The organism is Pseudomonas sp. MIL19, assembly GCF_028680365.1.
Taxonomy (GTDB): domain Bacteria; phylum Pseudomonadota; class Gammaproteobacteria; order Pseudomonadales; family Pseudomonadaceae; genus Aquipseudomonas; species Aquipseudomonas spirodelae.
On the sequence record NZ_JAPPVG010000013.1, the window covers coordinates 91086 to 103176 of the forward strand.

Sequence of the window (12091 nt, forward strand, 5' to 3'; positions counted from 1 at the left end):
TTACAGCTCCTCGGTATTTAAGGCGACTAGAGCATCCAGCCCGCCTGTCAGCGCCGCCAATTGCAGCGAATAGATCACCCAATCGCTCTGAGCCTGAACCAGCTGCAACTGTTGTTCACTGAATTCTCGCTGGATATTCAGCACATCCAGCCAGCTCTTGGTCCCAGCCGCATATTGACGCTGATAAGAACCCAACACAGCCTCCAGCTCGGTCAGCGACTCGCCCTGCACCTGAACCAATTCAGCCTGCAACTCACGACTGCGCTGTAATCGACGCACGCTGCGTTCAAGCTCGTTGACGGCATACGTCAGGTCGTCTTCGGCCGCGCTCTGTTGGGCAACTGCTGCGCCTGTCCGCCCACTGGTCGCAAAGCCCATACCTTCCAGCGTGCCCTCCAGCACCAGGCTGACACGGGTGTCGTCACGGTAAGACGGCTGGTCGTAATCCTGCTCGGCTTGCAGATAAACCGTTGGCATAGAGGCGGTTTTGGCTTGGTCCACACCGGCCTTGGCCCGCTCGATCTCCTGCTTCTTAAAGCGCACCTCAGCACTGCCTTGCAGGGCAGCCTGGCGCAACGCTTCGCCCTCAGTGACTTGCAACAAACCAGAAGCGACCGGCAGTTGGGCCGGCAAGCGCACCTGGGTCAGGGCCAGTAAGTCGCTCTCGGCAATTTCCAGTTCGCCTGCGTAACGCTCAACCCGGGCCTTGGATTGCGACAGGCGCGTGGCCGCTAGACGCACATCCGCAGTCGACGCCAATTGACCTTGCTCGCGGCGGCTGATTTGATCAAACAGTGACTGATGGGCAGCCAGGCTGGCCTCGACCACCTGTAGACGCTGGCGGCTGCCCACCACGTTTGCGTAGGCAACGGCTGTTTGCTCCAGCAATTGGCGCTGTACCCGCAGCAGATCAACACGCTCGACATCGGTGTCGGCATCAGCAAATGCAATGCTGTTATCGATCCGGCCAAAGGCCCACAGCGGCTGACGCGCACGTAGGGTCACCGGGCTGGAAAGGTCTTCACCGGTGGTGGCGTCTCGGTTGTCCCCCGAATACTGCTGAGCCTGGGCCGTCAAGCTGGGATAGCGCTGGGCGCGCGCAGCATCGGCCGAGTATTCTCGGGCCTTGATCTGCGACTGCTTGCCGCTAATTGCCGGGTGCAGGTTCAGTGCGGCCTGCAAGGCGGCCTGCAAACCATCGGCCTGCTGTGCATTGACGGGCAACGCCAACACACCTAAACACAGGGCCAGCGCGCTACGCCGTCCTAGGCGAGGCAAGGAAATCACCATGCAAACTCTCCATCCATTTCTTGTGCGGGGTCCGGCACGCTCACGTGCACCCCGTTCGGTTTTTTAGGTTTCAAGGCAGCGGCTTTTTCCGGCTCACCGGATAATTCATACGCCCGTACCAAGTCGTCACGCCATTGACCATTCCACGGGCACTGCTCGTGGGCTTTAAGCATCAAGGTGATGCCCTCACTCACATGGCCCTTGCGCAGGTAAATCAGGCCCAGCATAAAAGTGGCGGCCGCATGCTCCGGCAGGTGATGCAACAGCTGCTTGAAGTGATATTCGGCGTCATCCAGCTTTTCTTCACGGTAAAACGCCACGCCGGTTTCCAGCAGGCCGGGTACCGGCAGCGCGACCATATCGGTGATCGGCTGCCATTCGATACGCGCGTTGGTACCGTGTATCAGGAGCGCAAGATAGGTCTCATAACGCGCCCATTTGGCCATGGAGGTTGTGTACAGCGGCTGGCGCACTTGCCACACGCTGGCGGTTTTCACCGGCCGTTGCAGCTCGCTGAAATTGAGCACCTGTGGCTCCCACGCCACCCCCACATAATCGAGCATGCGCCGCGCCTCGCGCTCTGGGTCGGCCAATACATCCTCGTAGCGCACCTCCAGAATCTCCCCAGGGAACACCTGGCTCCAGTGCTGCATCAGCAGGTTATGGTCGGCCAGCTGCTCGCCAATCCAGCCCAGATCGTAGGCAAAGCCCATGCCGCCGTGCTTGGCCGCGTAGTCGGTGAAGTAGTTGGAGATCGCAATATCACGCGGGTCGCGGCGCACCGAGATGATTCGTGCGTTGGGAAACAGCAGCTTGATCAGGCCGATGTTCTCGAAGTTATGCGGCAGCTTGTCCACTACATGCAGCGCCTCGGGGGCGTACTCCTGCAGCTCCTTGAGCACGTTGGCGGTAATGCCCGCCACCACCTTGGCGCTGAGGTCGTCCACACAATCAGGGTAATGCCGGCCCGAGCCTACGTGGCGCTCCCAGCGCTCCAGTCCGGCTATCACACTGGGCATCACGCCCAGCTCGCCAGCGCCGTGGATCTGGCTATGGCCGGCCAGGATCTGCTCGATCAGCGTGGTACCGGAGCGCGGCATGCCCAGCACGAATACGGGCAGGGTCGAATCGTTTCCAGTGCCTCGTCGGTGTTTATACAAATCATGACTGAACGCATGGCGAATCCGCGCACATCGCTGGCGGTGTGCGCGGGCGTCATAGTGCAGCAACGTGCGGCTGGCGGCATTGGCCTCGTCGGCCAACGCAAAGGCCTTGGCGTAGTCCTTGCGCTTCTCCCAGGCAGCGGCCAGTTGCAGCAATAAGCCAGGTTGCACCGGGCCCTCCGCACTGGGGCGCCGGGCCACCATTTCCAGGCGCTGTAGGGTGGCGTCGTCATCCGGAAAGCGCCGCGCATTGATCAACGCGGCATGGCCACGCACCGGATCCAGGGCCTTCACCTGCTCAAACAGCGCTACGGCGTCGTCGATGCGCCCCAGCTGCATGTACAGCGAGCCCAGGCCCTGCAATGCCGCCAGTAACTGTGGATGGTCTTTCAATACCGCCAGATAGCGCGCCTCGGCCTCGGCGTAATGCTGCTCCTGCGCGTCAACGCCGGCCAGCGCCGACTGCGCCTGGGCTAACCAGTGCGTGATCTGGGCCGCGTCTATGTCCTTGCCCGGCTGCAGCGCCTGGGCCTCGTCGATGGCCTGCAGCGCCATCTCGCGCGCCAGCACGGGATGGCTGTGGGTGGCAATGCCGGCCAGTTCCAGGAGCAGCGCCAGGGTGGGCAGCTTGCCCTGGCTGGCAAGGCGCAGCGCCCGGCGCAGCAAGGCCATGGCCTGGGACGTACGCCCTTGCAGAGTGGCCAATTGCGCCAGTTTTTGGAGCAGGCCTTGCTGCGCCGGGTAATGCCGCAGGCCACGGCGCAGCGCATCCTCGGCCTGGGCATGGCGACCGCGCTCGGCCAGGCGCAGGGCGTAGCCCCCCAACAAGTCGCACCATGGTTCTTCTGCGAGCACGGTCTGCTGCGCGTCCAGCCAGGAATCGACGGCCGCAAAACCCTCAGTGGCCAACCACAGGTCCAGGCGCAAACTTCGCAGTTGCTGGCCATGCCAGGCCGCCTGTGCCTCAGGCCAGTGCACCTGCTCATGGGTCCAGAACACTTCCGCCTCGGCCAAGGTGCGCTCAGCGCACGCCAGGTCTGCGTCTTGCAGATAAAGGTGCAACAGGTGCTCAAACACCAGGATGCGCGGCTGCAAGGCCAGGCTGCGCTCGTACAGACGGCGTGCCGCTTCGGGCTCCTGGCGCTGCAGATGACAGGCTGCCAGGCGCGCCAGCAACAGCGCATGCTCGGGGGCGTCGATCAGGGCATCGGTCAACAGAGCCTGGGCGGCATTCGTATCGCCCAGCAGCAACTGCACCGCAGCGAGATCGACCCGCGCATCCAGATCGAGCGCCGATACGTCCAGCACAGACAGTGCCTGCTGGGCCGCCTGAGCATCGCCAAGATGCGCACAGGCCAGCGCCCACAGCACGTACTCGGCAGGATGTTGCGTAGCAGACGGGGAGCAGGCCTCGTGCAACAACTCAAACTGGCGTTGTTCAACCAGGCGACGCAGTAGAAGCAGGGAATTCATACAGAGAGGTACCAGGCCAGCTCCTGGCCATCGTTGCGATGGCCGGGGTAGGGGGTATAGGTTTAAACCGGCTCGGCCAGCCCTTGAGTGGTGAGTATCCCGAGTGGCATTTGAGCCAGGTAAACCTCGCCGAAAACTGTTGAATTGTTTATGTGCTCAGCGTTCGGATTTGCATTGACAGCCCAACTGCCGCTCCACAAATCGACAGTGCTTGCCTGGAGCCAGTACTTGCGAACAAATTCGCCGTCGCGCCGCAGTTCGGCCACAGGCGAGGTGCCGAACCAAGAAATACCGTCATGAACAGGGTCGCCAGGGCCGCCAGGACCATTAATCTCCAAGTTGTAATGCCCGGTTGCCGGAAAGCCAGGATACCCTTCTGGCAGAGTACCGTTTCCGACCAGCACGATCTTGTCATCGCCCCCCAGATTGTTCGCACCTTGCCACGGAAGCCAGGTACCCGGCCCAGAACCGGCAGTACTCAGCGCGCTGCTGTTGCTGTCAACGCGAATATAGATGGTGTAGGTGGTATTGGCATCAAAGGTACGGCTGCTGTGGTCAGAGCTCACACCCTGTATCAAGTCGAACACCACATTAACCGGCCCGGCAGGTTGTGTATCGAAGTTCAATGCCGCGTCGTTACTGATCCCTGCATAGGCGTTACCCGCCTGGTCGGTAAGCACGCCACTGGCCATCTGTATATTGTAACTACTGCTGCCGTTCAAATCAGCCGTCGGGTTTATGGTGACCTGGTTACCGCTGATGGTGACCTGAGTGGCATCGGTAACACTGATCGTGCGGGTGTCGCCCACGCCATTACTGATGATGATATTGCCGCTACCGGACACCACCGCCTCGTTGAAGGTCAGCACGATATTGCTGCCTACAGCTACAGCCGTGACATTGTCGACCGGGTTGCTGCTCGACAGCGTGGGCGCAGCAGTGTCGACCAAGTAGCTGGCGTTGTCGGCCACCAGGGCGTGAGTCAACACCGCGTCGTTCCCAGTCGCGTCGCGCAGCGTACCGCTGTTGGCCTCCAGCGCGTTGGCTGCTATCGCGATACCGTTGGCATCAGTCTGACTGGCCAAAATGGTGTACTGGAATACCAGCGACGTAGTACCAGTGCCCGAAACGTAATCTGCGTAGACAGTAGTGCCACCGATATTCAAGGCCACGCGCGGCGTGCCAGTTACGGTGGTGGTCTCGTTCATGGTCACGGTGACGTTAACCACATCACCCGCATTCAAGGTGTTGTTCTGCACACCCGTGGCGCTGGTGATGGCGACGCTGCTGACCGCCGGCCCGGTTTCATCCACATCATTGATGCTCAGTGAAACGGCCTGCTCAGTGGCATTGCCCGCTGCATCGGTAGCCACCACGGTAAAGCTGTAGCTGGCTTTACTTTCAAAGTCCGGGTTAGCGAGTAACGTGACCTCACCACTGCCGGCATTGATATTAAACAGTGCAGCATCCGCCCCGGCCTTCAAGCTGTAGTTCACCGCTGTGGTATCGCTTGATGTGGAGATATACACCATCTGACCCGCACCGCTGTTTTCGTCAATAGCCGTGGCGCTGTCGCCAGAGCTGAACGCTGGTGGAGTGCCGTCGATGGTGACTGTGGTAGCGGCCGCTGCGGACAGGTTGCCGGCCGCATCGACGCTGTACAGCGAGTAGGTGCCATCGGCCAGACCGGTGGTGTCCATCGAGGTATTGCTGCTGGCTGCGCTGACAACGACCGAAGTCCACAGCGTATTGTCCGCACCCGTGATACTGGCCACATTGGTCACAACAATTGAATTATTGGCCAGATAAGCCATACCCGTTTCGGTGCTTTGCGCAGTAACAGCTTGGCCTGGCTGGATGGTGGTGGGCAGGCTAAGCGAGCCGTCAGCGTCGAAGCGCTGAACGAAGATGCTGGTGTCACCACCGGGCAAATCACCGGGAAAGCCACCGATAGAGCGATCGGTATCGTAACCACGCCAGGTAACCGCAAATGCGCCGTCACTGCCAATTGCACTGACCTGGGCAGAGTAGTCATCGCCGATGATCATGCTATCGGCGTTTAGCATGACAGGGCTACCCAAGGCACTTCCAGTGCTGTCGAAGCGCTGTACCAGGATGCGAATGTTACCGTTACCGCCTGTCTCTTGAGCCCCCCAAATTACAACGAAGGCGCCTTCATTGCCCACCGCGGTGACCTGAGGATCAAAGCTGTTGTTATTGGACACGCCGTCAGCTTCAAGCATGAAGGGGCTGCCCTGAGCAGAGCCAGCATTGTCGAAGCGCTGAACGAAAACGCTGAAGCCACCATTAATGTCAACCCCTGCCCACGTAACCACAAAGGCCCCATCAGAACCAACTGACGTGATCTGCGGAACGGCGTCATAGCCGTTGGTGACACCTGCCGGCTCAAGCAATAAAGGACCGCCCTGGGCAACGCCATTCTCGTCAAAGCGTTGGAGAAAGATGCTGGAGTCGTTATCCGTATCATCACCACGCCAGACAACGGCAAAGGCACCTTGGTCGCCCAATGCAGTGATTTGTGCTGGGTTGTCCTGACCATTGGTTTTACCAATAGGTTCAAGCTTAAGGGGGCCGTTAAGCGCAACACCATTGCTGTCAAAACGCTGCACATAAACACTAGCGTCACCGTCCGTGTCTTGAGCATGCCAAGTAACAGCAAAAGCACCATCAGTGCCCAGTGCAGCGATTTGCGGCAAATCATCGTAGCCGTTGGTAACCCCCAGCGCCTCGATAAGCCTGGGACTGCCTTGCGCCACGCCATTGAGATCAAAAGGTTGCACAAAAATACTGTAATCCCCACCAGCGTCCTGGCCAGCCCAGACAACGGCAAAGGCTCCATTGTTGCCCAGTGCGGTGACTTGGGCCGCGTAATCACCACCGCTTGGCACGCCAGCAGGTTGAAGCAGAATGGGGTTGCCCTGGGCGGCCCCAGTGGTGTCAAAACGCTGCACGAATATGCTGCTTGCAATGCCATCGCCGCCAGACCAGACGACCACAAAGGCGCCCTGATTACCCAGTGCAGTAACCTGCGGATTGCCATCAAAGCCGTTTGTTATGCCATCCGGTTCAAGCAGGATAGGGCTGCCCTGTGCACTTCCAGCTGCGTCGAAGCGCTGTACAAAAATACTGTCGTCATCATCCGCATCTCGGCCAAACCAGGTGACAACAAAGGCACCGTCGCTACCTATGGCGGTGATCTGAGGCGCATCGTCATTGCCGTTGGTTACACCATCAGGCTCGAACAGCGTGGGTGATCGCGTCGTAACCACACGCGCAGTCGGCGCAGTGGTATCGACCAGATAGCTGGCATTGTCCGCTACAGCCTCATGATCAAGAACGACAGTATTGCCCGCTGCATCGCGCAGGGTTCCGCCGTTGGCCTGCAGTGCATTGGCATCAAGGCTGATGCCGTTGGCGTCGGTCTGACCCGCCTGGATTGTGTATTGGAACACCAGCGCAGTGCTGCCGCTGCCCGACACGTAGTCGGCGTACGCCGTGCTGCCACCGATATTCAAGGCCACACGCGGCGTACCGTTGGTGGTATCGACCAACGTAGCCTCATCCATCGCCACAGTAACGCTGACCACGTCGCCGGCATTCAGGCTGTTGTTCTGCGCACCACTTGCCGCACTGATGGCAATGCTGCTGACCGTCGGCGCGAGCTCATCCAGGTCATTGACCGCCAGCGTGACAGCTCGCTCGCTGGTATTGCCGGCAGCATCGGTGGCGATCACGGTAAAGGCGTAGTTGGCTTTGGCCTCAAAGTCCGGGTTACCGGTCAGGGTGACTGCGCCGCTGCTGGCGTTGATGCCCAGCAGCGCATGATCACCCACGGTTTTAAGGCTGTAGGTAACGTTGCCTGCATCGGTCGCTGCGGCGTTGTAAACGGTCTGCCCGATCCCACTGTTTTCATCGATGGCTGCAGCCGTTGCACCTGAGCTGAAGGTTGGGACGGTTGTGTCCACCAGGTAGCTGGCGTTATCCGCCACTGCAACATGGTCCAGATTGGCCGCATTGCCCGCGGCATCCTGCAGGCTGCCGCCATTGGCCTGCAGCGCGTTGGCATCGAGGCTGATGCCGTTGGTGTCGGTTTGACCCGCCTGGATTGTGTACTGGAACACCAGCGCAGTGCTGCCGCTGCCCGACACGTAGTCGGCGTACACCGTGCTGCCACCGATATTCAAGGCCACACGCGGCGCTCCGCCGGTGGTGTCGACCAGGGTGGCCTCATCCATGGACACAGTCACGCTGACCACGTCACCGACATTCAGGCTGTTATTCTGCGCACCACTTGCCGCACTGATGGCAATGCTGCTGACTGCCGGGGCGATCTCATCGGCAATGTCGTTGATCGCCAGAGTGACCACTTTCTCACTGGCGTTATTGGCCGCATCAGTGGCCACCACGGTGAAGCTGTAACTGGATTTGGTTTCGTAGTCTGGGCTGTCGGTCAGGGTGACCTCGCCGGTAGCGGCATTGATGCTAAACAGTGCTGCATCACCGCCCGCTTTCAAGCTATAGCTGGTCGCACCGCTCACAACGTCGACGTCATCGGTGCTGGTGACGGTATATACAACCTGCCCGGCAGCGCTGTTCTCGGTAATGGCCGGGGCCGTCGCAACCGAGGTAATGGTCGGCGCAGTGTCATCCAGGTTGTTGATCCCCAGCGTGACAGCTTGCTCGCTGGCATTGCCGGCAGCATCGGTGGCGATCACGGTAAAGGCGTAGTTGGCTTTGGCCTCAAAGTCCGGGTTACCGGTCAGGGTGACTGCGCCGCTGCTGGCGTTGATGCCCAGCAGCGCATGATCACCCACGGTTTTAAGGCTGTAGGTAACGTTGCCTGCTGAATCACTTGCTGCTGCGGTGTACACAGGTTGCCCTGCGCCACTGTTTTCGTCGATGGCTGTAGCTGTGGAGCCGGAAGTAAAATCAGGAGCGTAAGTATCAACCACGCCTGCAACTACTCCGGTCAGGTCTTGGCCAGTCTGCGTGGATGTGTACTCCCCGCCTTGCACAACAACACCCTGAGCACTTTCCGTCAGCGTTGCAGTGCCGTTGCTGACATCCAATCCTGCCAACAGATCATTGATGGTCTGCTGGCTATCGCCACCATTCTGGGCATCAGCCCCTGATAAAGCCGCCAGCACAGCACCATAAATTTCGCCCGAGCTCAGGCCGTCGAGGCTGTCAAAACTACCACCGTTGGTCGGCACAACTGTGGTGCCGTGCAAGCTAGGCAAACCAAAAACATCAGCTATCGCTGCGTTGATGCTATCGACCATCGACGCAGTCGGGGTACCCCCACCAGCCTCATCCTGCACCTTGTGATAAGCCAAGGTACTGAGGACGTTTAGATTGACGATCACCGTGGAGTTAGGCTGCGACACCACCTCCATCGCGAACAGTTCGGCATTAAGGTCTTTGCCTGCCTGAGTGGCCTCATCCAGGTAGTCAGCACTTGGGCCATTGTTCACAACACGCGCAATGACCACGCCAATATAGCTACCTACCGCGATGGAGAATGTGCCATCGGGGTTAACCTGAGCCTCGCCTAACTTGGTTACGCCATCAGCCTGATAGACCTCTACACGTAGATCATTACCCGCAACAACCGGGCCGCCCACGATGGTCCCTGCAACCGTATTGAGCACGCTAACAGCAGCGCCGCCACCGCCACCTCCACCGCCGCCACCTCCGGCTGCCACTCCAAGACCACCAAGGCCAAGACCACCCAGCCCGAGATTCATGGGGGTGAACAGGTCGCTGTCCGAGTTACCTCGCCAGATGATTTCATCACCATTGGCTGTGGTATCAATTACCGGGCTTTCGCTCGTAACAGAGGTGCCGGCTAGTGTGGATCCATCCAGTTCAGCCTGCGGTATAAACGCAGTTTCTGGCTCATCATAAAACTCAGTGATTTCAACCAGAACTCCATCGTCCTCCGACTCGACAATCAGCGAACTGCCTTTTCGCTTGACCTGCAGTCCCTCTGGCGACTTGCCCGTTGAGGTATCTATCAACGCGTACTGCGCACCCGAGCGGGCAGGTACAGACCGCATCTCGGCAAGAGGAATGTGCCGCATCGAACCATCAGAAAGGCGCTCCACTAGTTGCAAAGACTGTTTAACAGCCATTTCAGATGTCATGCGGAACTCCCTATCTGCCCATGCGGGCAATGAATTTTTTATTCCAGATATTCGCCCAATTTCTCACGGGCAATGTGCCAGCACGTTACCAGACAAATTGCTACAGAGAATAGTCCAGAGATAGTAAGCACTCTCGTATTGGGCGAAAGCTATACGTATAGCCCTGCAAGTTAATCGCCACTTTTCTTGAAGTCACTCGATGACCGCTATTGGCCGACTCCGGCCTGTAGCGACAGGCAGAAAGCGGCCCAGAGTGTGTAAAAACAGCGAGGAGGATTATTGGCTGGCAGGACGAGGCTTGAATGCGGCAAAGAGCAGCTCAGTGGCCTCCTAGGTCTAGTGCGGCGACTCAGGCACTTTCTGGCTGATTCGGTACAAGAAGCCTGCTGTATAGGCCTCTGATGCACTAAAAAGGCATCAAGCCTTAGGCGGTTATTGCCTCCATCAACGCTGCGCTACCCAATATCTTAATGACTCGTTTCATGTTGTAAGCGAGCACATGCAAGCTCATTTCAGTGCTGACCCTAGGCAAGGTTTTGGTCAGGAAATGAGTAGCCCCCATCCAGGCTTTGAGCGTTCCAAAGGGATGCTCAACCGTCTGCTTACGGATACGCATCATCTCGGGAGCCTGATCCAAGCGACTCTGCATCGTATCCAGTATCGCTTCGTGCTCCCAACGCTTAACCCGTCGCTGCGGGCTGGGCGTGCAACGCTTTTTGAGAGAACAGCTCTGGCAATTCGAACTCCAGTAGCAATCCATCTTTAGGCCTTTCTCGATGCTGGAAAATCGCCAGATCAAACGATCCCCGGCAGGGCATTGATACTCGTTTTTAGAGCTGTCGTAGGTGAAGTCTTCACGACCAAAGCGGCCCGCAGCTGTGGCACCGGAGGTCACCACCTTTGGTACGAACACAGTAATACCAGCTTCGTGACACGCATGGATTTCTTCGCTTTTGAAATAGCCTCTGTCCGCTACCGCAGAAAGCTCTTTGACGCCCATGGCTTCTCGCGCCTGTTTGGCCATTGGGCTGAGCTGGCTTCGGTCAGAGCCATCGTTTGTCACCTCATGTGCGACGATCAAATGGTGCTTCGTTTCAACCGCAGTCTGGACGTTGTAGCCCACGATCCCTGTACCGCGTGTTTTCATCGAGCGGGCATCAGGGTCGGTCAGCGATATCTGTTTATCCGGCGTCTCATTGAGTCGTACCTCGATTTCCTTGAGCTCTTGCATCTTCATTTTCAGCGCCGCGATCTTGCCGTGCAGTCGTTCAGCCTTCGGTTGCGAAACGACAGGCTCCTGACGATCTGCAGTATCGAGTGCGCTCAGGTAACGATTGATACTCGATTCAATCTCTTCCATACGCCGCTGAAGCTTGGCGCTGGTGAAGTTGCGGTCGCGATTGTTGACCGCCTTGAACTTGCTGCCGTCGATGGCCACCAGCGCTTCCGAAAACAGGCCAAGCTGCTGACACAGCACCACGAACTGCCGGCAGACGCCGCGGATTGCCTTGCCGTTGTCTTTGCGAAAGTTGGCGATGGTTTTGAAGTCGGGCATCAAACGCCCGGTCAGCCACATGAGCTCGACATTACGCTGGGCCTCTCGCTCAAGGCGACGACTGGATTGAATGCGGTTGAGGTAACCGTAGATATAAATCTTCAGCAGGTCAGCTGGATGGTAGGCGGGTCTACCTGTTTCTGCCGGTACAACACCTTCAAAACCCAGCTTGCCTAGGTCGAGCTCAGCGACGAATACATCGACTACCCGCACTGGGTTAGTGTCCGTCACATAGTCATCCAGGCTCTCTGGGAGCAAGGTAACTTGAGTCCGATTTTCACCTTGAATGAATCGCTGCACTGGCATCTCCTGCTGAGATGATGTCTGGTCAAATCATATCAAGATTGGTGCCTGCGTTTTTACACAGTCTGGGCCAAAAGCAGCCGCTCGGATATCTCTGCAAAAGCTGGGCTCTTCACTCGACGAAGAAATCGAGCCGTGTT

4 protein-coding genes are annotated in these 12091 nt (G+C 58.4%); all 4 read right to left on the reverse strand.

The window, feature by feature from the left end:
* Positions 1-1290, reverse strand: coding sequence for a TolC family protein (locus N1078_RS11300; protein WP_274088271.1), 1290 nt, complete (start codon positions 1288-1290; stop codon positions 1-3).
* Entirely contained in the window at positions 1284-3926 is a 2643-nt protein-coding gene (locus N1078_RS11305) for a sulfotransferase (protein ID WP_274088272.1), read from the reverse strand. The genes N1078_RS11300 and N1078_RS11305 overlap by 7 nt, the downstream gene beginning before the upstream one ends.
* Before the next feature lie 62 nt (positions 3927-3988).
* Positions 3989-10093, reverse strand: a complete 6105-nt coding sequence (locus N1078_RS11310; protein WP_274088273.1) for a beta strand repeat-containing protein — start codon at positions 10091-10093, stop codon at positions 3989-3991.
* A gap of 424 nt (positions 10094-10517) precedes the next feature.
* Positions 10518-11948 carry an IS1182 family transposase gene (locus N1078_RS11315; RefSeq protein ID WP_274088274.1) on the reverse strand — a complete coding sequence of 477 codons (1431 nt, stop codon included), beginning with the start codon at positions 11946-11948 and terminating at the stop codon, positions 10518-10520.
* Positions 11949-12091: the final 143 nt, after the last annotated feature.

Coding starts and splice junctions, on each gene's coding strand:
- N1078_RS11305 (WP_274088272.1), bottom strand. CDS start 3,926: ATGAATTCCCTGCTTCTACTGCGTCGCCTGGTTGAACAACGCCAGTTT.
- N1078_RS11300 (WP_274088271.1), bottom strand. CDS start 1,290: ATGGTGATTTCCTTGCCTCGCCTAGGACGGCGTAGCGCGCTGGCCCTG.
- N1078_RS11310 (WP_274088273.1), bottom strand. CDS start 10,093: ATGACATCTGAAATGGCTGTTAAACAGTCTTTGCAACTAGTGGAGCGC.